This window comes from Acinetobacter piscicola, from assembly GCF_015218165.1.
In the GTDB taxonomy this organism is placed as follows: Bacteria; Pseudomonadota; Gammaproteobacteria; order Pseudomonadales; family Moraxellaceae; genus Acinetobacter; species Acinetobacter piscicola_A.
This window is the reverse complement of the sequence record NZ_CP048659.1, coordinates 1920726-1947456: the sequence shown is the minus strand read 5'-3', so window position 1 is coordinate 1947456 and position 26731 is coordinate 1920726. Positions and strand designations below refer to the sequence as shown.

Below are 26731 nucleotides of genomic sequence, written 5' to 3'. Positions count from 1 at the left end.
TTAATCCAGTCGTTATGTCGTTATATAAACACATACGTGGCATTATAAAAACTTACGCATTTGTCGGTCTCTTTGATTCAGTCCTAAAATCTTTTTACGATTTTGAATGTCTACTTCCGAGTATGGCAAATGCTGACGCAATTCTTGCATGGACAATGCATTGTGTTCAATCAAGAAGCAATCTTGCTCTGTTGTCCATGAATTCCGCTGTGTTTGAATGTTCGATTTCTTCATAGCATGATATTTAAAGATCTTTATTCAGAAATTAGATTGTTCTGCTATATTTTCTGCTTAAATCATCATCAAAGCAACTATTGTATTCTGCATTTACATAACATGCCCCGAGATAAAGACATTTTTATCTCACATTTTTTTGCATCGCTTCTGATATTATTTTTTTTATAGTGTAAATTTTCAAAAGCCTTTATCATTGATTTAAAATTGCAATCTACACATGTTACTCTCATGATGTTTACACAAAAACTTATCGTATTTTGATCTCCCTATGCATATAAATATATGTATTTATACAACAAACTCAATTTCCTACAGACTTATGGACGCCACTTTTTTGTATGAATAGCTTCTTAAAATGGTTTGAAACACGTGTTGACCCTTATCCGAATGAAGGGCTAAATGAACCGTTACCCAAAACTTTTTTTGCCTTTGTTTGGCAGTCCGCTTATGGTGTCAAAAAGTATTTGGTTTTATTGATTTTATTCACTGCTGCGACAGCCAGTTTTGAAGCTATTTTTTTCTCGCAAATTGGGCATCTTGTGGATTGGTTAACACAGTCTACACCTAAAAATTTTATTCAAAATCATAAGAATAATCTGATTATTTTATCCTTGATCTTATTTGCCAATATTTTCTTTGCTAATATGCAGTCGATTATTCGACATCAAGTTCTATATAGCAGCTTTCCAATGCGATTGCGTTGGCGCTTTCATAACTTATTGTTACGTCAGGGTTTAGACTTTTTCCACAATGATTTTGCGGGTCGCTTATCTGCTAAAGTCATGCAAACAGCATTGGCTGTGCGTGAGTTCTGGGTCATTTTGGGTGATATGGTGACCTATGTCATTATTTACTTCATTACCATCAGTATTGTGTTAGGCGCAATCTCCCCCATTTTATTGATTCCACTCTTGATTTGGTTAGGTTTGTTTATTACTGCCGCATGCTATTTTATTCCACGTTTAGGGGCAATTTCTAAAGCCCAAGCCGACGCACGTGCAGAAATGACTGGACGTGTAACCGATGCCTATACCAATATTCAAACAGTGAAACTGTTCGCGCATGCAGGTCGTGAAAGTGAATATGCCAAAGCCTCGATGCAAAAATTTATGGTTACCGTATTTCACCAAATGCGCTTAGGTTCAATGTATGAGATCTGCATTAACTTACTGACTTTTGTACTGTTCTTTGGGGTATTGGGTACTGCTATTTGGTTGTGGTTAGAAGGCTTAGCTGCAATTGGGGTCATTGCTGCGACCACAGCAATGATTTTAAAACTCAACAGTATGGCTGAGTTTATGATGTGGCAAACTTCGATGTTGTTTGAAAATATCGGCACCATCCAAGATGGTATGAATACATTAGGTAAGCCGATTCATATCCAAGATAAAGCAGATGCCAAAGCGCTAAACATTCAACGAGGTCAAATCAAGTTTGAAGATGTGAGCTTTGCATATAATAATAAAAACGTGATTGATCATTTTAATTTAGACATTAAACCAGGTGAAAAGATTGGTATTGTTGGGCGTTCTGGTGCAGGAAAATCTACACTGATTCAGCTCCTTTTACACTTTTATAGCCTCAACCATGGTCGAATTTCCATTGATGGACAAGACATTGAAGATGTCACACAAGATAGCCTGAGAAAAAGCATTGCTTTGGTGACCCAAGATACTTCCCTTTTACATCGTACTGTGGCTGAAAATATTAAATATGGTCGCCCTGATGCGACTGATGAGGAAATGTTTGAAGCGGTCAGAAAAGCCAAAGCCGCAGAATTTATTCCTCAACTATCAGACCTTCGTGGACGTACAGGTTACGACGCTTATGTCGGTGAACGAGGTGTTAAATTATCTGGTGGTCAACGCCAACGTATTGCTATTGCACGGGTATTTTTAAAAGATGCTCCGATTTTAATTTTAGATGAAGCAACCAGTGCTTTAGACTCTGAAGTTGAAGCAGCAATTCAGTCCAGTTTAGATGATTTGATGCAAAATAAAACCGTGATCGCTATTGCCCATCGTTTATCAACGATTGCGCAAATGGACAGATTAATCGTTTTAGATCAAGGTAAAATCGTTGAACAAGGCACACATGAAGATTTAATTCGCCAAAATGGCATTTATGCCAATTTATGGCAAAGACAAACAGGCGGTTTTTTGGTAGAACAACAAGGTATGAAAGAAAAGGATGATGAATAAATGTTGTATTTAGAAGATCTGAATGTAGGGGATCAATTTAAAAGCCGAGAATATGAAGTTAGCTTGGATGAAGTTTTAGATTTTGCCCATAAATATGATCCTCAAGTTTTTCATACAGATCCAGAAAAAGCGGTTGAACACCCAATTTTTAAAGGCTTAGCAGCAAGCGGCTGGCATACTTCTGCGATCGTCATGCGACTTTGGACAGAATGTTTTCCTGTCGCTTATGGCTTGATCGGCTCAGACTCTAATTTACGTTGGCCACGCCCAACGCGCGTAGGTGATAAAATATCAGTTGAAGTGGAAATTGTTTCTATCACTCCATCAAAAACTAAACCTGATCGTGGTATTGTGAGTTACATCACTCAAGCAAAAAATCAAAATGGCGATGTTTTACTGATTTCGACAACTAAAATTGTTGTTTTTAATCGAGATTTTCAAAACAATTAAAAGCTATTTTTTGTCTTACAATTTTTATGGTTTTTGATTAGAATCATGACAATATGCAACTTAAACACATATGTTGAGAGCAACGGATAGCATATGAAGAACACTTCAGCTCGCCAAGATCAGGGAATTCCTGGTGTTTATGGACTTTTATTACTCGATATTGTTTCGAGATGGGGCTACAGTGCCGAAACTTTTTTTGCGCCATTCCCTTTTAATAGCGAACAATTGGCTGAACCAGACTTTCGTATTCCAACGACAATTGCGAATGAATTGGTTAAACATGCTTTAAAACTCACGGGTGAAAGTACGCTTGGCTATCAAATTGGTACACAAATGCGTATTTCCATTCATGGTTTTATTGGTTATGCGATCATGACTGCCAATGATATTACTGACGCATTGGTCTTAGCCAATCGTTTTATTCAACTGCGTATGCCATTTTTACAATTGTATTTTTCTACTTTTGGCGAAAAAGCCACCTTACAATTGCAATGTGATATTGATATTGAACCATTAAGAACCGAAATTTTAATGGGTTTAACCTTTGGGATTATGACGATGGCACGTGCCTTAACGGGTATAGATGATCTCAAAGGCGATATCGACTTCGATTTTTCTAAACCTGAAGGTTTTGATAAATATATCGATAAACTCCAAGGTCGTTATCAAATGCGTTTTGAGCAGCCTCACTTGATTGCCAGCTTTGATAAATCTTATCTTGGTTTGAAAATGGTCAATGCAGATCCGATTGCCAGTCAAATTGCGATTAACCAATGTGAAGCTGAACTGTCTGCCATTGGCGAACGCCGTCGTTTGTCGATGCGTGTACGTGATATTTTGACGCATTCTGAACAGCATTATTTAAGTATTGAAAATGTTGCTGAACGCTTACATATGTCCGATCGAACATTAAAACGTCAACTCGCTGCAGAAGGGACATCCTTTTCAACGCTAGTGGATGAAGTGCGTTATCGACATGCAACCTCGTTACTGTCAAGAACAGACTATACGCTTGAACAAATTGCAGATGAGCTAGGTTATAGTGATGTCGCCAATTTTAGTCGTGCTTTTAAACGTTGGAGTGGACGTAGCCCAAGCAATTGGCGCAAAGACCCATATCTATAGCACTTTTAAATCTTTTGTTTTGTAACAAAAACCTGTATAACACGTAGAAAAATAAAGTGAAACTTTTAAGGAGTGAGCATGAATCATCCTGCTGAATTAAAGTACGCAGCAACACATGAATGGGTACGAATCGAAGGTGATCTCGTTGTTACAGGTATTTCTGATCATGCACAAGATGCGCTTGGCGATTTGGTCTATGTTGAAATTCCTGAGGTTGGTCGTCCAGTCACTGCAGGTGAAGCAGTCGGTGTGGTTGAATCAGTGAAAACTGCATCTGATATTCATGCACCCATTTCAGGCACTGTGGTTGAAATCAATCCTGCACTTGAAGATGATCCTGATTTTGTTAATGACGACCCTTATGGTAAAGGTTGGATTTATAAAATTAAAGCAGATCATCTGAGCGATGTTGAAAAACTGCTTAGCAATTCAGATTATGAAGCAGGTTTATAAAATAAACTCTGCCATACAATGAAATACTATTGCTTAAATAAAAAAGGAATCGTCTACGATTCCTTTTTTATTTAATACGATCTTTACACTATACTCTGTTGCCTAATTGTATTAAAATTAACCATATTTTTCTCCATAAAAGACTTTTTAGCTCTTTTACGCCTCTCCCAACATTCAGGTTATTTATGTCAACTGTAAATGCACAACATTTATGGAATAAATCCTTTATTCTTTGTTTAGCCAATAATTTATTTTTATTTATCTTTTATTTTGCCCAAACCACCATTTTACCCATTTATATTTTAAATGATTTAGGTGGCAGCTTGACTCAAGCAGGTTTGGCAATCACTTTATTTATGGTCTCCTCCATCGCCGTCCGACCATTTAGTGGACTGATTATTGAAAAATTAGGACGTAAAAAAACATTATATATTTCTGAAACTTTATTTTGTTTATTTGCAGTCTCTTATTTACTTGCTGACAATTTCACTATCTTGATGATTATTCGCTTTTTACATGGAATTTGGTTCAGTATATTAACGACTGTCACAGTTCCGATTGTGAATGATTTTATTCCAGAAAAACGAAAAGGCGAAGGCATGGGATATTTTGTCACGTCAGTCAATTTGGGAATTGTACTTGGCCCCCTGATTGGCTTAACTTTGATCCAATCAATTTCCTATTTAACCATAACTGCCATTTTAGCGGTAATTATTTGTCTAGGTTTTGCCTTATGCTTTTTTATTCCAATTCAGCAAAACCAAACTGTAGCGCTTAAAGTTGAAAATAAAAAACTCAATATTAACCATTTTGTTGAAAAAAAGGCAATTTCTGTGTCTGTGATGGCAATGATCACTTCATTTTCCTACGCAAGCATTATGTCGTTTATTTCCACCTTTGCCGAAGCAAAACATCTACTCGCTTATGCCAGTGCATTTTTTGTGGTTTTTGCAATTTCGATGATGAGCCTACGCCCAATCACAGGAAAAATTTACGACCGTAAAGGTGCAAGTTATGTGATTTATCCTGCGATTGCATTATTTGCAGTCGGTTTAGCCATGTTAAGCCAAGTTGAAAATGTCACAGGCTTTCTTTTTGCCGCAGTACTGATTGGAATGGGCTTTGGTTCCGCCCAACCTTGCTTACAAACACTCGCGATTCAACGCTCGCCAAGAGATCGAATTGGGCATGCGACCTCAACCTTTTTTACCTGCTATGACATTGGTATTGCTGTCGGTTCAATCTTACTCGGCATGATTATTGCGCATTTTGATTATAGTTTTGCTTATTTACTGTGTGCCATAATCACAGCGTGTAGCTTGCTATTTTATAAGTTCGTGGTCAATCGAAAAACGGCTTAAATTAATATACAATCTATAATTTTCAGTCACTTAAAGCCGCACCATGCGGCTTTTGAGCCTAATCTTAATCTCAACTAAAATTTCAGATCAATATGATCAAAAAATAGTCCTAAATATAAATAAAGATATTCAATAAAAGTTTTATTCATCCACAATATCTGCAAAATGAGCAGCCAAAACCTGTGCCAAATCATTGGGATTCACACCGATATCTAACCCTCTTTTCCCCCCACTGACATATATTTTTTTTAATGTTTTTGCACTTTCACAAATTACTGTTTTTAATCGCTTTTTCTGACCAACAGGACTAATTCCTCCGACCAAATATCCTGTTAAACGCTCTGCATCTTTTGGATCTGCCATATGCAGTTTTTTCGCACCAAACGCAGTTGCAACTTTTTTTAAGTTCAGTTGGTGACTTACAGGTAACACAGCAACAAAATAGTTTTTATCATCTGTTACCATCAGTGTTTTGAATACTTCTTCAACATTTAAAGCTAATTTTTCTGCCGCTTCTAATCCAAAACTTTTCGCATTCACATCATGTTCATATTCATGAATTGAAAATTCGATTTTATTTGATTTTAAAACTTTACATGCGGGTGTCATGATCAAATATTCTATAAAAAATAATAAAGTATTATATGACATCTACATAAAGATGTTAAATTTGCTTAGGCTATTTATCTCATAACAACGCTCATCTATTTCTTATTATGGATGATTTCCAATCTGCTCATAACATTTATAAAAAATGAATATCAATTTAAATGACAAATAACTTTACTCACCATATGATCTCTTGTTTTAATAGATTTCATATTTAACTTATTTTTTACAATAACAATTTTGGTTTTTTTATGACGCAAATTACACCGCAGGATAATAATCAAAGATCTTTGCCCACAACACCAAGTGCTTCAAACTATCTTGCTCGCTTCATCTCTTTTTTAACACGGCGTGGTGCTCGATTACTCACAGGTGCTCGTAGCTTATGGATAGGTTGCCAACCCGAAGAATCCAAACAACGTATTTATTATGCCAATCATAATAGTCATATTGACTTTATTTTATTGTGGTCATCCTTACCTACCCCCATACGCAGAAAGACTAAACCTGTAGCAGCCTCTGACTATTGGTTAAAAGATGGGATCCGCCGTTTTCTCATTCATAATACTTTCAACGGCGTCACCATTCAGCGAAATCGTGAAAATAATCAAGACCCATTACAGCCCATTAAGGATGCTTTAGAACAAGGCTATTCTATTATTTTCTTTCCTGAAGGCACGCGTAACCTCAATGATGATGTTGAGTTATTGACATTTAAAAGTGGTCTATACAATTTACATCATGCTTTTCCTGAGGTTGAAATCGTTCCTGTATGGATTTCAAATCTAAGACGTGTCATGCCCAAAGGTGCATTTGTGCCTTTGCCTTTATTATCTACAGTATGTTTTGGCTGTCCGCTTAATGAGCATATTGAAATGAATAAAGCCGAATTTTTAGCATATGCACAACAAGAACTCCTAAAATTAAAAGAGGTTGAAAACCAATGACCTTAGATAACTTAGAGCAAACTTATGTATTATTTGGTATTTTTGCAGCCATTTTAATTTTCGCATCCACTGTGGGTTTTATTTTAAAACAACGTGCAGGAACTACAGCCTCTCCTGTAATTGACAATTTAAATGCACGAATCAATGCATGGTGGGTCATGCTGATCGTCATTGGAGCTGCTATTCTGCTCGGAAAAACAGCCTTTATTATTCTTTTTGGCATTATTTCTTTATTTGCATTACGTGAATTTATCAGTTTATTACCCACGCGGCGTGGTGATTACCTCCCCTTACTGATCGCTTTTTATTTTGTCATTCCTTATCAATACTATTTAATTTATACCGATTGGTACGGCTTGTATTCAATTTTCATTCCCCTTTATGTCTTTTTACTGATTCCAATTGCCAGTTTAAAACAGGAAGATACCACGCATTTTTTAGAACGAAGTGCAAAAATTCAGTGGGGTTTGATGGTCAGTGTGTTTTGTATTTCCCATGTACCTGCTTTACTCAACCTAAAACTGCCTGGCTTTGATGGGGAGAAAATTTGGCTTGCAATTTGGCTGATCATGGTGGTGCAAGCCTCTGATGTTTTACAATATGTTTGTGGAAAATTATTTGGAAAACACAAAGTTGCACCGATCCTCTCACCATCTAAAACCATTGAAGGTTTAGTCGGAGGCATTGTACTGGCAACAGGTTTAGGTGTTTTAATGAATTGGCTTACACCTTTCACTTATTTACAAGCTGCTTTGATCGGTTTGATTGTCTGTATTTTTGGCTTCTTTGGTGGTTTGGTGATGTCTGCAATCAAGCGTGATCGTGGGGTCAAAGACTGGGGACAATTGATTCATGGGCATGGTGGTATGTTAGACCGCATTGATTCAATCTGTTTTTCAGCACCTATTTTCTTTCATATTTTACGCTATTGGTGGAGCTAAGAATTTAGGTTTTACATCACATAATGTAGTAATCACATAAAAAAGGATGGAGAAATATCGCTATTTCCCCTCCTTTTTTCATGTCGTATAGGTTGTTGACCTATTATTGTTCAGCTACCCAACTCATAAAACGTTGACGTTCTGCTTTTGATGCTCTTTGCCAGATCTGAATCATTTGTTGATCTGCACCGTTGGCTGTATTTAAATCAACTGATGTATTGGGTGTTGCGGTTGTATTGACCCCAGCGGCAGACTGCTGTGTATTGGCATAAACAGGAGCTGGTTGATTTTCAGATTTTTTTGAGGTTGTTAAATCAAATACTCGACCAAAAACACCACCCGATAACCAAGGTTTCGCTTCATTATTTGCACCTGTTTGCTGCACAATCATTTGATTATTTTGATCATACAAAGCAATTGTAGGTTGTTCAGCATATTTCTTGGCTGCATCAAAATCTTTGGGCGCATTCACTAAATTTAATTTATAGCTCTGACCCTCTTGTAAATTAGGCGCCGTAATCGTAACAACACCCGATTTTAAAATATCATGTTCATTATTTAAATGTTCAAAATACTGCTGATAACGCACACTGATTGCGGTTTGACCTGCATTGACTTTATATTCATTTTTTTTAGTTCTAAAAATACCTGCTTTGACTTCTTGATCATTTACAGCCAAAACAACAATTTCTTCAGGTACGGTAATGGTGACTGCTGCAAATGCTGACGCATTCATGATAAGACCTAAACCCATTACACTTGCTGCCAATTTAAATCGCATAGGTATTTCTCAAATATCAATAAACTTTAAAATTGAATGCACTATGCTATGTGTGCATGACATTTTTATGACAATTTGTTTTTAAACCCAAAATTTACAAGTAATTTAAAGAAATTTATCACTTTTTATAAGCTTCAAAAAATTAAAAAAAGCTCAATATTGTTATTTTTACATCAAATAATGTGTATATCTACGGTACTTTATACAAGCTAAAAACAAAAGAGCGCCTAAGCGCCCTTGTATTTAATAAACTGATTAGTTAAATGTTTTAAAACGTTCAGCATCATCCATAAATGCTTTTTCGCCAGCAGGTGCTTCTACCGAACCAAAGACCAATTGAGCACGAAGTTTCCAGTTGCTTGGAACATTAAAGGTTTGTGCCACTTCTTCATCTACAATTGGGTTGTAATGTTGTAATGATGCACCTAAACCAGCTTCTGAAAGCGCAGTCCATGTTGCAAATTGTGCAATTCCTGTTGAATGCTCTGACCAAATTGGAAAATTATCTGCATACAGTGCAAATTGTTCTTGCAGGCTTTTTACCACATCTTGATCTTCATAAAACAAGACTGTGCCATAACCAGCGATAAAGCTATTAATTTTCTGGCTTGTCCCTTCATATGCTTCTGCAGGTACAATTTTACGTAACGTTTCTAACACAATTGTCCAAAATTTTACGTGTGAATCACCAAATAATGTCACTGCACGTGAAGTTTGTGAGTTAAATGCAGATGGGCTAAGTTTAATGGCTTGCTTAATGATATCTTCAATTTTTGAATTATCCAAAGTCACATTTTTGCCAATTGCATAAATACTACGGCGTTGTTTGATTTGATCTAAAAATGACATTATCGTAATCCTCAATATTTCTTTGACCCTATGGTCGTGTTCTTAAGATAAGCTAAGTGTATTACATTCAAAAAATCTTCGTTAGTGGTATCTATATGACATACTGTTGCATAAATAGAACAATATCTAAAAATCAATGCTTTAAATATGTCAACATCCTAGCTAAGACACAGACTGATCCATTCAATCATCAATCAGTGTAATTATTATGACCTAGCTTCCATGCGCATGATGAATATCGAATAAAAATAGCCTTTCTTTACGCTTTAATCCTATAAAATTTCAAATTTTTTATAAAAGCTTATATACATTTATGAAAATACTCGAAAAATCACTTGATCATCTTCATAGCTTTTAGCATCTGCTGGCGTCATGATTGAGCCAAAAGTCATTTGTGCTTTTAATTGCCAATGTGAGGGTAAGTCATAATATTGCAAAATTTCATCATTTATATTGGCATTATAATGATGTAAAGCCGCCCCTAAATTTAAACTTGCCAATAATCCCCACACTGCAAACTGCACCATACCTAAACTTTGTTCTGACCATACTTCAAAGTCATTTGCTTGTAGTGGTCTTAATTTTTGTAGTTTTTGTATGACATCAAGATCTTGAAAATACAAAATCGTCCCATATGCAGCCATGCTTTCGTCTATTTTTAATGCCATGCCCTCATAAGCTTTTTCATGCATGTATTTTTTTTGGATTTCTTTGACCATTGCCCAAAACTGTGCATGTGATTTTTGCAGCAAAATAACCACACGTGTACTTTGACAATTCAACACTGAAGGACAGCAATATACTGTTTCTTTAATTAAAGACACTAACTCATCTTGTGGATAAGCGACCTTTTTACCTAAATGATAAATACTACGTCGCTTACGTAGTTCTTCTAGAAAATTGCATTCATCCTTTTGATTTTCCTTTCGTTTAAAAAGTATATCTTTGGATAAATCCGTTGCTAACACCTGACCGATTTTAGACAAAATTGTCAATTTGTATTCCCCCTAAAAAATGAATAAAAAACCATATTTTTTTTAGGTATTTTAGCTTTAATTGCATGTATTTGTATATTTAAGCAAGGTTCTAACGCCTATTTTTACAGCATAAAATCATTTAAAAACAAAAAACTCCGTGGATAACGGAGTTTTTTGTTTATTTATTCCACATTGTAGCTAGATTCATTATTTTTCAGTTTCAAATAATGCTGCCACAAATGATTTTGCAGAGAATGGGCGTAAGTCATCAATTTTTTCACCGACACCAATAAAACGAATCGGTACATGTGTACGGCTTGCGATATTAAACAACACACCACCTTTGGCAGTACCATCGAGTTTGGTAATGGTTAAGCCTGTTAAGCCCACGGCTTCATCAAACATTTCCACTTGATTAATGGCATTTTGTCCCGTACCCGCATCGACAACCAACATGACTTCATGTGGCGCAGTTGCATCAATTTTTTGCATCACACGTTTCACTTTGGTTAACTCAGTCATCAAGTTACTTTTGTTATGTAAACGTCCTGCTGTATCTGCAATCAATACATCCACACCTTTAGCACGAGCGCTTTCAAAAGCATCGAAAATCACAGATGCACTGTCTGCTCCATGCCCTTGTGCAACCACTTGGATATTGTTACGCTCACCCCAAATTTGTAATTGCTCTGTCGCTGCCGCACGGAAAGTATCACCCGCAGCCAACATCACTTTCTTACCTTCACCCTGCAAACGTTTAGCCAGTTTACCAATAGTAGTGGTTTTACCTACCCCATTTACCCCAACCACTAAAATCACAAATGGATTTTTATTCGGGTCAATATGTAAAGGTTTGACACGCGGTGCAAGTAATGCCACCAACTCTTCTTGTAAAGCCTTATATAATGAATGTGAATAAATTAAATCACCACGTTCTGTACGCTCAGTCAGATTAGCAATAATCGTCTTGGTTGCTTCAACACCAATATCTGAAACTAAAAGCTGTTCTTCAACTTCTTCAAGCAATTCATCATCAATTTCTTTACCACCGATGAGAATATTCACCATACCGTCTGCAAGGTTTTTACGGGTTTTAGTTAAACCCTCCTTCATACGGCTAAAAAAACCACCTTTCGTTTGCTGTTCTGACTGTTGTTCATCTGTCACAGCCGTATCTGCTACTGACGCTTGTACAACCGGTGTTTCTATAATTTTATTTTCAACGATGGGCACATCAACGGTGGGTAAACTCGGTAATGTGACATCATCATCACCAATTTCCGCATCAATCAAGAATTTATTGTGCTGTTCTTGCATGCCGATTCCTTGAAAAGCATCATGTTAAAAAAGAAAGAGTTTAGCACAGATTGTCCTATTGATAAGCGTTTAAGACACTTTTAAATATATGCTTAAGGTATTTGTGCTGATGCTGATGCAAATCAACTAAAATGCAACATTTCAATATTGATTTAAAACATATTTTTCTAAAGAATGGTTTATGTATTTAACACGTTTGGGGTAGGTAGTGCTGAAAATCAAAAAAAATCCTTACTCTATTTTTTCAACTTTATCTCATGTCGTACTTTTAAGTGGATTTTTCTTGACGACTTGTCACATTCCCACAGCATTTGCTGAAACACAAAGTCAATTAGCACGTACAACCGTGGAAACAACTTTAAATAATGGTCTAAAAGTCATTATTCGAGAAGACCATCGTGCGCCGATTGTGATGACACAGATTTGGTATGCAGTAGGCAGTAGTGATGAATCTGGCAATGTACTCGGCATATCACATGTCTTAGAACACATGATGTTTAAGGGCACACAAAAAGTCCCAGATGATGAATTTACACGTCTCAGCCGCATCTATGGTGGGCGTATCAATGCTGCAACATTTACCAATTATACCAATTATTATCAGCTTTACCCTAAAAAGTATTTTCCATTGGCTTTAGAACTTGAAGCCGATCGCATGCAAAATCTCGTCCTACGTCAACACGATTTTGAACCTGAAATCAAAGTCGTTATGGAGGAACGCCGTCAACGCACCGATGATAATCCGCGTAATTTAGCATACGAACGTTTTAAATGGATTGCCTACCCTACGAGTCACCACCGCCAACCTGTAATTGGCTATATGAAAAATCTACAGAATATTCAACTTGATGATTTAAAAAAATGGTACAAAACGTGGTATACGCCTAACAATGCGACCTTGGTGATTGTTGGCGATGTCAACGCAGAACAAGCACTCAAACAAGTCGAAAAATATTTTTCCGCCATTAGTCAAAAAACAACACCTGACCGCAATGATGTGCTTGAATTTGATCGTTTAGGGTATCGTCATATGGAGTTGTCACTCCCTGTACAGGTTCCAAACTTATTTATGGCATGGAATGTTCGCTCCCTTGCCACCGCCAAAAATCCACAAGATGCTTATGCACTCACGATTATTCAATCTTTACTCGATGGCGGAATCTCTGCCCGTCTGCAAGACCGATTGATTCGTGATAAAAAATTATTGACTGCCATTAGTGTAAGTTACGACCCCTACAATCGTGGGGATAGCTTATTTATTATTTCCGCCTTACCCTCTGAAAATGTTTCACTGACCGAAGCACAAGCTGCTATCGAAAAAGAAATGAATTTATTTAAAACCGAATTGGTCAATCAAACCGAGTTAGCACGTGTGAAAAACAATTTCGTCTCTAATTTAATCTATAGCCAAGATGATATTATTGGGCAAGCAAATATGATTGGCAATTTAGAGGTAAATGGCTTGAGTTACCGCCTGATGGATGAGTTAGCCCAACATTATGAAAAAGTGACTCCACAAGATTTACAACGTATTGCCAATATTTATTTTGTTCGCGATAATTTAAGTACCTTGTACTTAAGCCCCGAATCAAATAACAAAAAATAGAGAATCAGGAGCTTTCAGTGCAAATATCGCAATTTATTGTATTACTAAGCACACTACTTTGTTCTAACCTGAGCTTAGCTGAGTTTGATCATGACGCCTCGCAAAACATCGAAGAATTACCCAATGCCACCCCTTTAAAATCACTCAGCTCTTTGCAAAGCTTAAAAAATTTAAGTCAGCAAAAAAGCTATGAAGCACCTTTTGTACAACAACTCAATAACGCTCATAAGGTCCGCACACTCTTTGTTGCTGTGCAAGATCTTCCGATTGTAGACATCCAACTGACCTTCAATGCAGGCTCTGCCCAAGACGAAAATATTGCCAAAGGCTTGAATGGACTGTCCAATATGGCAGCACGGCTGATGACTGAGGGTACAGATCAATATACTGCAAAACAAATCGCCAGTATTTTCGACGGTTTAGGTGCAAAATTTAGTGTCAACGCATACCGTGATATGTTTACAGTTCGAATGCGTGTATTGTCTGATCCGCAAAAACTCAACCCCGCAATCGAGATGATGTTACATGTTCTCAATCATGCGACTTTTAATAATAGTGGACTCAATTTAGTTTTAAATAATACAAAAATTGGACAAAAACAAATCCAAGAAAATCCAAATCGGCTAATGAATATCCGTTTCTATCGTGCAATCTATGGGAAGCATCCATACGCAGAACCGAGTGTAGGAACAAATGGCAGTATTCAAAAAATTACGCCTGAATTATTGGTTCAATTTCGTAAACAACTTTTAGTCGCACAAAATATGAATATTGCAATCACAGGCAATCTAAGCACAGAACAAGCGACCCAATTAGGCAACCTAATCACACAAAATTTAGCACAGGGTGAAAAAGCAGCCGAACTGCCCGAACCTCTAGATCAAACTGATTTTAATATTCAATATATTCCCTATCAATCGACACAAGCCCATATTATGATGGGGCATCTTGGCATTAGGCGTGAAGATCCTGATCGTATTGCACTCGAAGTTGCCAATCAAATGTTTGGTGGAAATGGCTTTAACTCGGTTTTGATGAAAGAATTACGTGTAAAGCGCGGTTATACTTATGGTGCATATAGCACATTGTCTTCTACTCAAGCGCGTGGATTATTTAGTTTGAGTTATAGCACACAACAAGACCAAATAATGGAAAGTATTCGTGTCACACATCAAGCACTCATCGATTTTGTACGACAACCGATTCAGCGCAAAGTACTAGAAGAAACCAAAGAAGGAATGCTACGTTCATTTCCAATGACTTTTAGCAGCAATGCCAATATCAATGCACAATTGGCAGCGATTGCTTTTTACCATTTACCAAGCAATTACCTGTCAGACTATCAACAACAACTGAGTCAAATAACGGCCAAACAAGTCCAAACTGCATTACAAAAACATATTCGGGCAGATCGTTTAACGCTTGTTATTGTTGCCAATCAGCTTGATGCAGTGGCGCTAAAGACCATGCTCAATGCAAATTTAGGTATTCATACAGCGTTAATATCTGAAAAAAGCACAGCACCTGTGAGTAAATAACCATTTATCTTCCATAACCGTCTATTTAAGACATCATTCATCCTCAATGGCCATTGCAGGATATTCTTTTACACGATGCGATTCATAAGCATATGCACGCATGAGCCTAAAATATTCATGCGTAGCAATTTGTGGTTGAAGCCGTAAATGCTGAGCAAGAGCTTGTGTGTGAGGATAACCTTCTTGTAGAGAAAGCTGGGCAACCTGTTGATATTTTTCAACATTAATTGGTCGAAATAAAGCGTAAGTTGAAATCATTAAAATAAAGACCACAACTGCCATAATTGCCATTTTCAAAAAAAACTCTAAGTTTATATGGGATTTAAAATGTAAAATTTGATCTTTTGATATGAGCATGTACTACCTCGAATGTAGAAGTAGTTTAATCCTGAGGCAATAAAAAATACAGTGTTTCAATAAAATACACACAAAATTAAGGGTTATTCAACAAGCTAGTGTAAAATAACCCTGATGATCATATGGCTCAATATTACACCGCAAAAGCGATACTCCATTTGCCCAAATAATTTAGTTTAAGACTGAGCGAATCACTGCAAAATATAAAATAAGTGCAATAATTCCTAAGGCTAAAAACACTGTAAATACACTGACACCACCTTCTGCATCAGCTGGATGCAGATCATCATCATCTGCTAAACGATGTAATTCACCATCGTAAACCCGATAAAATCCTAATTTTTGCAAAGGTTCAAGATTTCGTGTATAATCATGCACACGCTTTCTTTGCGCTAAGCAAAAATTACCTAAATGAATTTCTTGGTGAAATATTGCTTCGTCCAATTGTTTGCGGTGATACTGAGCAAGTGCAACAATTTGAGACTCAGTCGGAGGTACATCAAAATTAAAACCATCTATGATATGTGTCATATTTGTTCTCCTTTTTAGTCGTCTTCCTTATATAGATTTTAATAAAAATTGTTTTTGATTATTGTTTAATCATGTAATCATAAACCATACGATCTAGTGTCTCAAAATAGTTGACAAGTTAAGTAAAATGTAATATTAGTTTAATAAAGAGAAGTTAAATTAGTAGTGTTAGTAAAAGACCTCATGGGAGGTCTTAATGATCATAATTACAATAAGGAGTTATATATGATTCATCAACTTTCTCAACATGACTTAGAACATGTTTATGCAAATGCGGTAAATACGATCCATTCAGAAATGAACTTTGTAGATGCAGTAAAACAGTTAGAAGACGCAGCAAAAGCTGGTCATGGTAAAGCAGCAATGTTCTTAGCAGAACTTTATTTCCAAGGTTTCCGTGTAGAACGTGATTCTTTAAAAGCACAATATTGGCAAAAATTAGCCACAATGCAAGCATAACAAAACGTCACTTAGGTGGCGTTTTTTAATGCCACCCCTTTTTATTTATATTTGTTTACGAATTAACAGCAAGCTTACATCAAAAGAACAGCCGAATCACTTACAATAGTCTTGTATCAAACTCGATTGTTTATCATGAAAAAATACATCCTTCTTCAACCAATTTCTAAAGAACTGACAATTAAACTTTCTATTCTTAAATCTCTGATGTACTGTGGTGTTTTATGGGGCTTATATCATCAAGGTTGGGCAATGAAGACCGACAAAAATGATATATTCTTTCCATTTTGGTTAAATTCTTTGCAAGCATATCAATATGCTAGCTTACATTGGCCACAATACACCCCAAAGAAAATCACACCGAAAGACTTTCAAGAAGCATTACTACCAACCCTAACACGATTGAATGTCAAACCTGCTTTATTCAATTCATCAGGTCGCAAATTCAAACTTTCAACGCTACAAATGCACCATTTTTTCTTTCATAATTCCATGCAATTTCATGCAATTTAATTTTAAATTGCATGAATATTTTCTTTCCCCTCGCACTCAAAATTTTTATTTTGCGCCCATCATCTGTAATTTAAGCTTTTCCTGACGAAAGATTAAACAAACTATTGTTTTTTTCTGCAATTGTCATAAGAAAGTATTTGCATTCTTTTAAAATAAAGCTAAGTTAAAAGAGTGCAATAAAAACGAAAAGGAAAATAATGATGACCACAGTTGCTCAAGTGATTCATAATAAAATAGGTCAAGAAATTTTTACAATTTCGCCTGAACATACCGTCTTGCAAGCCATTACCATTATGGCAAATAAAGGCATTGGCGCATTAGTGGTTACCGAAAACACAAAGGTGGTGGGCATCTTATCTGAACGTGATTACACGCGTAAAATTGCTTTGATGCAACGTACTTCTGACCATACCACTGTGGCAGAGATTATGACACCAAAAGTGATTTCTGTAACACGTAATAACACGGTAGAAGAATGTCTAGGTCTAATGACCGATCGCCATTTACGTCATTTGCCTGTGATTGAAAATGATGAATTAATCGGTTTTGTTTCTATTGGTGACCTTGTAAAAGCAACGATGGAAGATCAACGACAACTGATCGAACAATTAAGACAATATATTTCAGGTTAATTTTTAAATCGTAATAAAAAACCTAGCTTAAGCTAGGTTTTTTATGGCATCAACTGTAAAAATTAGTGTAAACCTAATTTCCCTGCAACAAAGTCTGCGTCTTTATCGCCACGACCTGATAAATTGACAACAATTTTTACATCTTTTGGCATTTTTGCAGCTTCACGTATTGCCCAAGCGACTGCATGTGAGCTTTCTAAAGCAGGCACAATCCCTTCAACACGAGACAAAGTCATAAATGCATCTAAACATTCTTGATCTGTTGCTGTGGAATATTCCACACGCCCTAAATCTTTTAAAAAGCTGTGCTGTGGACCTACGCCAGGATAGTCCAAACCTGAAGCAATTGAATGTACAGGTAAAGGCTCACCCTGTTCATCCTCTAACACATAACATGCCATACCATGCAACTGGCTTGGTTTACCTAAAGTTAATGTTGCCGAATGCATATCTGTATCTAAGCCATGACCTGCTGGCTCAACTCCGACCAATTTAACATTTTCTTCATTTAAAAATGCAGTGAATGCGCCCATTGCATTTGAACCACCACCAACACAAGCCACGACATAGTCAGGATTTGTACCAAAACGTGCATTGGTTTGAACTTTAATTTCATCACCAATAATCGCTTGGAAATCACGTACCATTTTTGGAAATGGATGTGGACCAACTACTGAACCAATGGCATAAATGAAATTTTTCGGATCTTTTAAATATTCTTCAAAAGCACTATCTACCGCATCTTTTAACGTTGCTGTACCACGAGTTACCGAAATCAGGTTTGCGCCTAAAATTTTCATTTTAACAACGTTTGGATGCTCTTTTTCAATATCCACTTGTCCCATATGAATTTCACATGGAATCCCGACTAAAGCACACGCAGTTGCCAAAGCCACACCATGCTGTCCTGCACCTGTTTCAGCAATCACTTTGCTTTTACCCATATATTTAGCAAGCAAAGCCTCACCTAAACAATGGTTAATTTTGTGTGCGCCTGTATGGTTTAAATCCTCACGCTTTAAGTAAATCTGTGCGCCGCCAATTTGATCAGACAAACGCTTCGCGTGAAATAAAGGGCTTGGGCGACCTACATAATTCGCAAATAAATCAGCAAGTTCATTTTGAAATTCAGCCGTGTGACGAATTTCTTCATACGCCACATTAATTTCATCCATCGCTTGTTTTAAATGGGGTGGAATAAATTGACCGCCGTATTCACCAAAAAAGCCATCTTCATTGGGTAAAGCAATGCCATTTATTTGATGTGTCATTTCATTCCTCAGATCATCAATCAGTTTCAATTCAAACAGAAATTATAAATATTTTTTATAACTAACGGGATAAGTATTTCGTCAAATCTTCAATACCCTTCAAAGTCATTGGATACATATGATCATCAAAGATTTGCTTAATCCAACCAATCGTTTGCGTATAATGCCAATAATTTTCTTGTTCTGGATTGAGCCACGCCGTTTTTTCAAAATGATTACGTAAGCGGCGTAACCATACATCGCCTGCCTCATCATTCATATACTCAACCGAACCACCTACTGACTTCAACTCATAAGGTGCCATACTGGCATCACCTACCACGATGACACGATAATCCTTGCCATAGGTATTCAATAAATCCCATGTATTCATTTTAGTAGATGAACGGCGAAAATTATCTTTCCATACATAATCATATAAACAGTTATGGAAATAAAAATATTCCAGCGTTTTAAACTCAGTTTTAGCAGCACTAAATAGTTTTTCACACTGTGCAATATGAGAATCCATCGATCCACCGACATCAAACAGCATTAACACTTTGATGCGATTACGGCGCTCAGGGATCATTTGCACATCTAAAATCCCCTGTTTAGCAGTTTCATAAATGGTACTGTTAATATCCAGTTCTTCAGCTGCACCTTGACGAGCAAATTTCCGTAGACGACGCAAAGCCATTTGCATTTGACGTGTACCTAAGATTTGTTCATCATCCAAATTTTGATATTTACGCTGCTCCCATACCTTAACGGCTGAGTTTTTCCGACTTGGACCACCAATCCGCACACCTTCGGGATGATCCCCAAATGCACCAAACGGTGATGTACCGCCTGTACCCACCATGCGGTTACCACCTTGATGTTTTTTATGCTGTTCGCGTAAACGCTCTTCTAGCATTTTCATCAATTCTTCTAATGAACCCGCTTTCATCAACTCCGCACGTTGTTCAGGTGTTAAATGCTTTTCAAGCAGTTCTAAATCAAACCAATCTTTCGGTAAATTTTGAACTTTACTCAGCAAATCATCGATATCAAAGGTTTGAATCCCCTCGAAATAATCCTTCATTGCACGATCAAACTTATCAAAGAATCGCTCATCTTTGACCATGACTGTTTTCACGAGTTGATAAAAATCATCTTGATTGGCAAAGACGAGACCTGCCGCAATGGCTTGATTGAGATCAATCAATTCACGTGTTGAGACAGGAACACCATATTTTCGTAGGGTATAAAATAATCGCACAAACATTTGGCGATCCCCCTATTAACGACGCGACATAAAGGCTAAACGTTCAAGCAATTGCACATCTTGTTCGTTTTTAATCAGCGCACCATATAAAGGTGGAATGGCTTTCGATTTATCATGATTACGCAATACATCTTCTGGCATATCATCTGCCATGAGCAAACTTAACCAATCAATCAACTCAGACGTTGAAGGTGGTTTTTTCAAACCAGGCACTTGACGTAATTTAAAGAAAACTTGTAAAGCTTCAGTCACCAAAGTCGATGAAATTTTCGGGAAATGCACTGCAATAATTTCACGCATGGTTGCTTCATCAGGGAATTCAATATAATGGAAGAAACAACGACGCAAGAATGCATCTGGAAGTTCTTTTTCATTATTTGAAGTAATGATTACAATCGGACGTTGAGTTGCTGTAATCGTTTCCCCTGTTTCATAAACAAAGAACGACATTTTGTCGAGTTCATGCAACAAGTCATTTGGAAATTCGATATCTGCTTTATCAATTTCATCAATCAATAAAACACAGCGTTCTTCACTGGTAAAAGCTTCCCACAACTTACCGGGTTTAATATAGTTTTTGATGTCATAAACACGGTCATCCCCGAGTTGACTATCACGCAGACGTGATACAGCATCATATTCATATAAACCTTGCTGCGCTTTGGTGGTCGACTTAATATGCCAAGTAATGAGTTTAAGACCTAAACTCTCAGCCACTTGCTCAGCCAATAAGGTTTTCCCTGTACCCGGTTCACCTTTCACCAAAAGTGGTTTTTGCAACGCACGTGCTGCTTTGACTGCAAGTTTCAAACTATCAGTCGCAATATATTGCGCTGTCCCTGTAAATTGTTGTGCTTCCACAGACATAATGAACCTTTATTTTTTATTTAAAGTGGTGAGGTGTTTTTCGCTGACGTTGTTTTTTGCATTGAATTTTTATTTGCTTGGTATTTCGACCAAAAAAAGCCGAGCACTAAGCCGATACCGATGACAAAAACAATCAGTGCAACATTTGACCAAATTAATGGAGAATCTTTAGTGAGTATCCCAAAAAGCAATCCAAAAAATGCAGGTGCAATTGCAGAATTAGGTCCTTCTGAAATGGTAGGCGTTGCAATAACAGCAAATACAATAATCCATGTAATCCCACCCAGGGGTGAAGGTAGACGTTTTGCAATCGAATACCAACACCTTAAAATAATCAGTGTCCCAAGAATATAGACGGTGATCGCAATATTGTCTTCTGGTATAGAATCAAATAGGTTGAGGAAGTTTGCCCATATTCCTGATAACTGCTCAAGCACCGCGTAATCCCTCTGGTTCAACCGCATTTGGGTTAATTAAACCTTCTGGCGGCATTTGAATAAAGAAACCTTTTGTTTGTAATGAATCTAACACATGTAAAACATTCACACGCGCTAACTTACGAGATTCACTTAATTCCAAATGCATCACATGCGTTGCACGACCAAATGCAACACGCAAAGGTTCAGCTAAAATGTCAAGTGGATCAGCATTTTCAGCTTCATTTGGATGATTGGGGCGAGCCACATAAAGATACATTTCATCTTTTTTGCTCGACTTATAAATATCACAATGCATTTTATTCAACAGCGTAACTAAAACTCAAACACAGCATACATGAAAAAAACAACCGATACATTAGTGTTTGTTAACGCATCAGTCGTTATTTTATGCTGTTTGTAAATTCTTTAACCAATTTATTTTAACTCAATCCACATATGCTTATGGGAAAACTTCCATTTGCATAGAAAGATACTGTTTGTCATTCATCAAGATTTTAAGCAATGGTTGTGTTAATGCCTCATAGCGCCAACCCAATAAATAACGGGGCAAATCCTGCTCATCACGTTGAAAAACCACGTGCTGATACAATGCATTCATCCATTTTTTACGCATTAGGACTTCTTTCGGAATTTGCTTTTCCGTAGAGACATTTAAAATTAAATTCTCCACAGTCTGTGCAACCTCCTGTGAGGAATGTTTGATTGGACGTGCTATACGTAATGGCCATTCATCCATATCAGGTAAAAATTTGGTGGTGTTTCAAAAAGTATGCTGAAACAAAGCAGGTTGAATTTTGATAAAATAGAGAAATGCGAATAACTCTAGAAATCAAATGTCCAACCTGCCTCAGTGACAGTATAAAGAAAAATGGCATCAAAGTAGATGGGAAACAAAACTATCAGTGCAAAGACTGTAAACGTCAGTTTATTGGTGACCATGCTCTGAGCTATCTAGGATGTCATTCAGGCATTACTCGAAAAATATTACAGTTGATGGTCAGAGGTAGTGGTATACGAGATATCGCTGAAGTTGAGCGAATCAGTATCGGTAAAGTTTTACGTACTTTAACCGAATCGACCTACCAAATTCAGCCTAAACAAAGTCATTATGAGTCTCTTGAAGTTGATGAGTTTTGGACTTTTGTGGGAAATAAAAATAATAAACAATGGCTTATTTACGCCTACCATCGAGAAACAGGTGAGATTGTTGCTTATGTTTGGGGTAAAAGAGACTTAGCTACAGTTCAACGATTGAAGGCAAAGCTTAAACAATTAGGTATTCACTACACCCGAATTGCAAGTGATCATTGGGACAGTTTCATAACTGCTTTTAAAAACTGCAAGCAAAGTATTGGTAAATTTTTTACTGTAGGTATTGAAGGTAATAATTGCAAAATAAGGCATCGAATTAGGCGCGGTTTTAGAAGGAGTTGTAATTTTTCAAAAAAGATTGAAAACCATTTTAAAGCTTTCGACTTAACCTTTTTTTACATCAATAATGGCTTCATTTAATGTCAGCATACTTTTTGAAACACCACCAAAAATTTTAATAAATCTAAAATCGTTTTTCCATGTTCACGCACAATATGTGGACGAATATCTTTGCTTTGAGACAACTGGAAATTGTTTTTCGGATTTTTTTCTACCAAATCATGCATGGTCGAATTTTTTAAAATAAAGCTTCTTGGTTGATTTAAAGCTTTCGCCAATTCCTCACGCCACAAACTTAATTGTTGTAATTGCATCAATTGTTTACGTGAATGACGATAGTTACCAATGTCTGTATATAATTTATCTTTTGGTGTTTCTTGTGCAATTTCATAAGTGAGATTTTTACAATCTTCAACCACGCAATTATAGATATTTTTACGGTTCAATTGCTGCTTTAAATCATCTGCTAATTGCATAATATATAATACATCATTTGCAGCATAATCCATTTGCTTGCCCGTTAAAGGACGTGCTAGCCAGTCTGAACGCGTTTGATCTTTATCAATTTCAATATCCAAAACTGTTTTCAATGCAGACTGATAACTGACTTGCAAACCATGTCCTAAAAATGACATGGCCACTTGTGTATCAAAGACATTTTCTAAACAATTTTTTTGAGAATAATGATAAATCAGATCAATATCTTCACTGCATGCATGAAATACATTCTGCTCTGCCTGATAAATAGATGCCCAAAAACCTGATAAATCTAAAGTTGTTCCATCAAGTAAAAACACTTGATCACAGACATTAATTTGGAACACGCCTAGTTTTGGCCATAATGTATCGACTTTAATAAATTCAGTGTCGAGACCATAAATAGAGCTCTGACGCATTAATTGGATCACATGGTCGAGTTCGTTTTGCTGATGAATAAATTGAAACATGTCTGTTTTGCGTCAAGATGTTACATTTAAATAAAATGTTGATTCTACCTTAATATATAAAATATAAATATAATATTTTTAAAGTAATTTACAACAAAAGCTATATTTTTCAGCAATATCAATACACTAAATGTATTTGAAAAATAGTTTTTAACACTTAATTCCTATATAAATCCATTTATATCTGAATATCACTTGAAAACAATCATTATCATGATTGAATTGCATCGTGGCATAAATTTACATTTTCTGAGTAGCTATTCTGCATCGTAATTGTAAATATTTATATTTAAAGCATAACCTGATGAAAAATGGATTAATTATTCGCTTGACCTATACATATTTGCACAAGATTCAAACCAAACAAAATAAACCCTAAATCAAGTTTAAAAAAATAAGCACATGATGTGCTTATTTCATTTGCATCCGATTATGGACAGCTTGACTCAGTGTATGACTGTCGACATATTCAAGCTCACCACCTTGAGGTACACCCTGTGCAATACGGGTCATTTGTATCCCTAAATGCTTGGTTGCTTCTACCAAATAGTGTGCTGTTGCTTGTCCTTCAACAGTTGCATTGGTCGCTAGAATCACTTCTTGGATTGGGTTATTTGCCAATCTTTGTACCAAATAAGAAATGCCTATTTCTTCAGGTCCAATCCCATCTAAAGGTGATAAATGCCCACCTAAAACGTGATATTTCCCTTTAAAACTGCCACTTTGCTCTATTGCCATAACATCCGCAGGTGACTCAACCACACAAAGGATTTGATCGTTGCGTTCTGTAGACTGACAAATATCACAAATTTCATGTTCAGTTAAAGAATGACAAATACTACACTCATGAATATAAGACGTCGCTTCATTTAAAGCAGATGCCAAAGCCACAGCACCTTCTTTATTTTTCATAATCAAATGCAATGCCATACGCTGTGCCGACTTTGGTCCAACACTGGGCAATATTCTTAATGCTTGTACCAATTGATCAAAACGGTTACTAAACACCTAAGTGACCCTTAAAACATGCCTGCAAGACCTGGTGGTAAACCCATGCCTGCATTTGCTTCTTTCATTTTTGCTTCAGATACGACTTCTGCTTGACGTGCAGCATCATTCATTGCTGCAGCGATCAAATCTTCAATCATGTCAGCATCGTCTTGTAAAAGTTCAGGACTAATTTCAATACGTTTTACCACATTGCGACAAGTCATTGTCACTTTGACTAAACCACCACCCGCTTCGGCATGAACCTCAGTTTGAGCAAGTTCTTCTTTTGCCTTTTTGACATTGTTTTCCATATCTTTTTGCATGCGTTGAGCTTGCTGCATGAGCATATTAATGTTCATAAAATTCTCCGAACATAAAGTGGTTTAAATTTTCATGACTCAAGTCCCCAACGAACATGTAGACTTGAGTATTTTTTCATTCAAGTAGATTCTAAATTAAATCTAAGCCACGAGAAAGGTCACCGATAATATCATCAATGTTTTCCAAACCTACAGATACACGGATTAAACCTTCTACAATGCCTGCGGCTTGTTTCGCTTCAGCTGACATTCTGCCATGTGAGGTGGTTGCTGGATGGGTAATGGTCGACTTTACATCGCCCAAATTACTGGTGATCGACAAGAAACGTGTATTATCAATCACTGTCCAAGCCCCCTGACGCTCACCCTTCACCACAAATGAGACTACACCACCAAAGCCTGATTGTTGTTTTTTAGCCAAATCATGACCTGCATGGTTAGGTAAACCTGCGTAATAAACTTTTTCAACTTTTGGATGTGCATCGAGCCATTCTGCAAGTTTTTGTGCACTTTCACAATGTGCTTTCATACGTAAACTGAGGGTTTCTAAACCTTTTAAGAAAATCCACGCATTAAATGGACTCATTGAATTACCTAATGTACGAATTACGCCATTAATTTCTTCAACAAGTTTATCTTTACCAACAACTGCACCACCTAGCGCACGACCTTGCCCATCAATATATTTTGTTGATGAATAGACGATCAAGTCTGCACCAAATTTAATCGGTTGTTGTAATACAGGTGTACAGAACGTATTGTCCACGGCAAATAAAGCACCATGTTCATGAGCAATATCCGCAATCGCTTGCATATCACCCACTTGTGCCAATGGGTTAGATGGCGTTTCGATAAAAAGTAACCGTGTATTTGGACGAACAGCTTGTTTCCAACCTTCTAAATCTTCTAAGTCTACAAATGTCACGTCTACAGCAAATTTAACAACGTATTTTTCAAATAAAGAAATAATTGAGCCAAACACAGCACGTGAACAAATCACATGATCGCCTGCCTTAAGATACGCCATACAAACTGCATGTACCGCAGCCATACCTGAACTTGTTGCCACTGCACGTTCCGCACCATCTAAAACGGCTAAACGCTTTTCAAATGCTTGTACCGTTGGATTGGTATAACGAGAATAGGTATTTCCTTCAATTTGTCCAGAAAATTTAGCCGCAGCATCAGCCGCATTTTCACATACAAAAGACGATGTAAGGAAAATTGGCTCGCTATGCTCACCTTCAAAACTACGTGTATGTCCTGTACGAATTGCTAATGTATCCAGTTGGTATTCTATCTCGTCTTGTTGGCTCATGTTAAATTCAGTGA

The 26731-nt window shown here is 36.8% G+C and carries 29 protein-coding genes and 2 pseudogenes; 13 read left to right on the top strand and 18 right to left on the bottom strand.

The window, feature by feature from the left end:
• Positions 1-42 precede the first annotated feature (42 nt).
• Positions 43-234: a hypothetical protein gene (locus tag G0028_RS09555; protein WP_180045179.1), complete on the bottom strand. Its 192-nt coding sequence runs from the start codon at positions 232-234 to the stop codon at positions 43-45.
• Between the two features lie 341 nt (positions 235-575).
• Here G0028_RS09555 and G0028_RS09550 point away from each other — a divergent pair, with 341 nt between their 5' ends.
• The 5 genes from G0028_RS09550 (at position 576) to G0028_RS09530 (ending at position 5827) form a co-directional block, all read left to right on the top strand.
• On the top strand, positions 576-2438 hold the full coding sequence (locus tag G0028_RS09550) for an ABC transporter ATP-binding protein (RefSeq protein ID WP_180045178.1): 1863 nt from the start codon (positions 576-578) through the stop codon (positions 2436-2438).
• Positions 2439-2888: a MaoC family dehydratase gene (locus G0028_RS09545; protein WP_174492661.1), complete on the top strand. Its 450-nt coding sequence runs from the start codon at positions 2439-2441 to the stop codon at positions 2886-2888. It begins immediately after the preceding gene.
• Between the two features lie 93 nt (positions 2889-2981).
• Positions 2982-4013, top strand: coding sequence for an AraC family transcriptional regulator (locus G0028_RS09540; protein WP_174492662.1), 1032 nt, complete (start codon positions 2982-2984; stop codon positions 4011-4013).
• 78 nt (positions 4014-4091) lie between these two features.
• Positions 4092-4466, top strand: coding sequence for a glycine cleavage system protein GcvH (gene gcvH, locus G0028_RS09535; RefSeq protein WP_180045177.1), 375 nt, complete (start codon positions 4092-4094; stop codon positions 4464-4466).
• A 185-nt stretch (positions 4467-4651) separates the two neighbouring features.
• Positions 4652-5827 carry an MFS transporter gene (locus tag G0028_RS09530; RefSeq protein WP_180045176.1) on the top strand — a complete coding sequence of 392 codons (1176 nt, stop codon included), beginning with the start codon at positions 4652-4654 and terminating at the stop codon, positions 5825-5827.
• 141 nt (positions 5828-5968) lie between these two features.
• Here the strand turns inward: G0028_RS09530 and ybaK are convergent, their stop codons facing one another.
• Entirely contained in the window at positions 5969-6436 is a 468-nt protein-coding gene (gene ybaK, locus G0028_RS09525; protein ID WP_180045175.1) for a Cys-tRNA(Pro) deacylase, read from the bottom strand.
• 251 nt (positions 6437-6687) lie between these two features.
• On the opposite strand from ybaK, the gene G0028_RS09520 reads away from it, so the two are divergent.
• Both G0028_RS09520 and G0028_RS09515 read left to right on the top strand, forming a co-directional pair.
• The gene (locus tag G0028_RS09520; RefSeq protein WP_130075169.1) at positions 6688-7383 is read left to right on the top strand and encodes a lysophospholipid acyltransferase family protein; all 696 of its coding nucleotides are present in this window, start codon (positions 6688-6690) and stop codon (positions 7381-7383) included.
• Positions 7380-8324 carry a phosphatidate cytidylyltransferase gene (locus tag G0028_RS09515; protein ID WP_180045174.1) on the top strand — a complete coding sequence of 315 codons (945 nt, stop codon included), beginning with the start codon at positions 7380-7382 and terminating at the stop codon, positions 8322-8324. The genes G0028_RS09520 and G0028_RS09515 overlap by 4 nt, the downstream gene beginning before the upstream one ends.
• Positions 8325-8427: 103 nt before the next feature.
• Here G0028_RS09515 and G0028_RS09510 read toward each other — a convergent pair whose 3' ends face one another.
• The 4 genes from G0028_RS09510 to ftsY form a co-directional block, all read right to left on the bottom strand.
• Positions 8428-9105 carry a DUF2057 domain-containing protein gene (locus tag G0028_RS09510; RefSeq protein WP_180045173.1) on the bottom strand — a complete coding sequence of 226 codons (678 nt, stop codon included), beginning with the start codon at positions 9103-9105 and terminating at the stop codon, positions 8428-8430.
• Positions 9106-9360: 255 nt separating this feature from the next.
• Positions 9361-9957 carry a nitroreductase family protein gene (locus G0028_RS09505; RefSeq protein ID WP_180045211.1) on the bottom strand — a complete coding sequence of 199 codons (597 nt, stop codon included), beginning with the start codon at positions 9955-9957 and terminating at the stop codon, positions 9361-9363.
• A gap of 308 nt (positions 9958-10265) precedes the next feature.
• Positions 10266-10949, bottom strand: a complete 684-nt coding sequence (locus tag G0028_RS09500) for a nitroreductase family protein (RefSeq protein ID WP_174492683.1) — start codon at positions 10947-10949, stop codon at positions 10266-10268.
• A 189-nt stretch (positions 10950-11138) separates the two neighbouring features.
• Positions 11139-12248: a signal recognition particle-docking protein FtsY gene (gene ftsY, locus G0028_RS09495; protein WP_130075174.1), complete on the bottom strand. Its 1110-nt coding sequence runs from the start codon at positions 12246-12248 to the stop codon at positions 11139-11141.
• 283 nt (positions 12249-12531) lie between these two features.
• Here ftsY and G0028_RS09490 point away from each other — a divergent pair, with 283 nt between their 5' ends.
• On the top strand, positions 12532-13854 hold the full coding sequence (locus tag G0028_RS09490) for a M16 family metallopeptidase (RefSeq protein WP_227554808.1): 1323 nt from the start codon (positions 12532-12534) through the stop codon (positions 13852-13854).
• Between the two features lie 17 nt (positions 13855-13871).
• On the top strand, positions 13872-15392 hold the full coding sequence (locus G0028_RS09485; RefSeq protein ID WP_227554709.1) for a M16 family metallopeptidase: 1521 nt from the start codon (positions 13872-13874) through the stop codon (positions 15390-15392).
• A 33-nt stretch (positions 15393-15425) separates the two neighbouring features.
• On the opposite strand, the gene G0028_RS09480 is transcribed toward G0028_RS09485, so the two are convergent.
• Complete coding sequence (locus tag G0028_RS09480) at positions 15426-15689, bottom strand: hypothetical protein (RefSeq protein WP_174492685.1); 264 nt, start codon at positions 15687-15689, stop codon at positions 15426-15428.
• Positions 15690-15920: 231 nt separating this feature from the next.
• Positions 15921-16280 carry a hypothetical protein gene (locus G0028_RS09475; RefSeq protein ID WP_130075177.1) on the bottom strand — a complete coding sequence of 120 codons (360 nt, stop codon included), beginning with the start codon at positions 16278-16280 and terminating at the stop codon, positions 15921-15923.
• A gap of 225 nt (positions 16281-16505) precedes the next feature.
• Between G0028_RS09475 and G0028_RS09470 the strand changes: the two genes are divergently transcribed.
• The 3 genes from G0028_RS09470 to G0028_RS09460 all read left to right on the top strand — a co-directional run bounded on the left by G0028_RS09470 (position 16506) and on the right by G0028_RS09460 (position 17884).
• Positions 16506-16739 carry a hypothetical protein gene (locus G0028_RS09470; RefSeq protein ID WP_130075178.1) on the top strand — a complete coding sequence of 78 codons (234 nt, stop codon included), beginning with the start codon at positions 16506-16508 and terminating at the stop codon, positions 16737-16739.
• 135 nt (positions 16740-16874) lie between these two features.
• Positions 16875-17252: a DUF2750 domain-containing protein gene (locus G0028_RS09465; RefSeq protein WP_130075179.1), complete on the top strand. Its 378-nt coding sequence runs from the start codon at positions 16875-16877 to the stop codon at positions 17250-17252.
• A 200-nt stretch (positions 17253-17452) separates the two neighbouring features.
• Positions 17453-17884: a CBS domain-containing protein gene (locus G0028_RS09460; RefSeq protein WP_130075210.1), complete on the top strand. Its 432-nt coding sequence runs from the start codon at positions 17453-17455 to the stop codon at positions 17882-17884.
• Positions 17885-17946: 62 nt separating this feature from the next.
• Here the strand turns inward: G0028_RS09460 and trpB are convergent, their stop codons facing one another.
• The 6 genes and pseudogenes from trpB to G0028_RS09430 form a co-directional block, all read right to left on the bottom strand.
• Positions 17947-19155, bottom strand: a complete 1209-nt coding sequence (gene trpB, locus G0028_RS09455; RefSeq protein ID WP_130075180.1) for a tryptophan synthase subunit beta — start codon at positions 19153-19155, stop codon at positions 17947-17949.
• A gap of 61 nt (positions 19156-19216) precedes the next feature.
• Positions 19217-20404: a vWA domain-containing protein gene (locus G0028_RS09450; RefSeq protein ID WP_180045172.1), complete on the bottom strand. Its 1188-nt coding sequence runs from the start codon at positions 20402-20404 to the stop codon at positions 19217-19219.
• Between the two features lie 15 nt (positions 20405-20419).
• Positions 20420-21271: an AAA family ATPase gene (locus G0028_RS09445; RefSeq protein ID WP_130075182.1), complete on the bottom strand. Its 852-nt coding sequence runs from the start codon at positions 21269-21271 to the stop codon at positions 20420-20422.
• Positions 21272-21291: 20 nt separating this feature from the next.
• Entirely contained in the window at positions 21292-21708 is a 417-nt protein-coding gene (locus tag G0028_RS09440) for a hypothetical protein (protein WP_372402981.1), read from the bottom strand.
• The gene (locus G0028_RS09435) at positions 21701-22006 is read right to left on the bottom strand and encodes a YcgL domain-containing protein (RefSeq protein ID WP_174492688.1); all 306 of its coding nucleotides are present in this window, start codon (positions 22004-22006) and stop codon (positions 21701-21703) included. The genes G0028_RS09440 and G0028_RS09435 overlap by 8 nt, the downstream gene beginning before the upstream one ends.
• A gap of 144 nt (positions 22007-22150) precedes the next feature.
• Positions 22151-22462, bottom strand: a pseudogene (locus tag G0028_RS09430) (ribonuclease D); the annotation flags it as partial.
• A gap of 59 nt (positions 22463-22521) precedes the next feature.
• Here G0028_RS09430 and G0028_RS09425 point away from each other — a divergent pair.
• Entirely contained in the window at positions 22522-23223 is a 702-nt protein-coding gene (locus G0028_RS09425) for an IS1-like element ISPa14 family transposase (RefSeq protein WP_015586042.1), read from the top strand.
• Positions 23224-23249: 26 nt separating this feature from the next.
• Here the strand turns inward: G0028_RS09425 and G0028_RS09420 are convergent.
• The 4 genes and pseudogenes from G0028_RS09420 to G0028_RS09405 all read right to left on the bottom strand — a co-directional run.
• Positions 23250-24089: pseudogene (locus G0028_RS09420) on the bottom strand (ribonuclease D); the annotation flags it as partial.
• Positions 24090-24500: 411 nt separating this feature from the next.
• A complete protein-coding gene (gene recR, locus G0028_RS09415) occupies positions 24501-25097 on the bottom strand; it encodes a recombination mediator RecR (protein WP_180045170.1) in 597 nt (198 codons plus the stop codon).
• 11 nt (positions 25098-25108) lie between these two features.
• A complete protein-coding gene (locus tag G0028_RS09410) occupies positions 25109-25438 on the bottom strand; it encodes a YbaB/EbfC family nucleoid-associated protein (RefSeq protein ID WP_130075186.1) in 330 nt (109 codons plus the stop codon).
• Positions 25439-25529: 91 nt separating this feature from the next.
• Positions 25530-26717, bottom strand: a complete 1188-nt coding sequence (locus tag G0028_RS09405) for an O-succinylhomoserine sulfhydrylase (RefSeq protein ID WP_180045169.1) — start codon at positions 26715-26717, stop codon at positions 25530-25532.
• Positions 26718-26731: the final 14 nt, after the last annotated feature.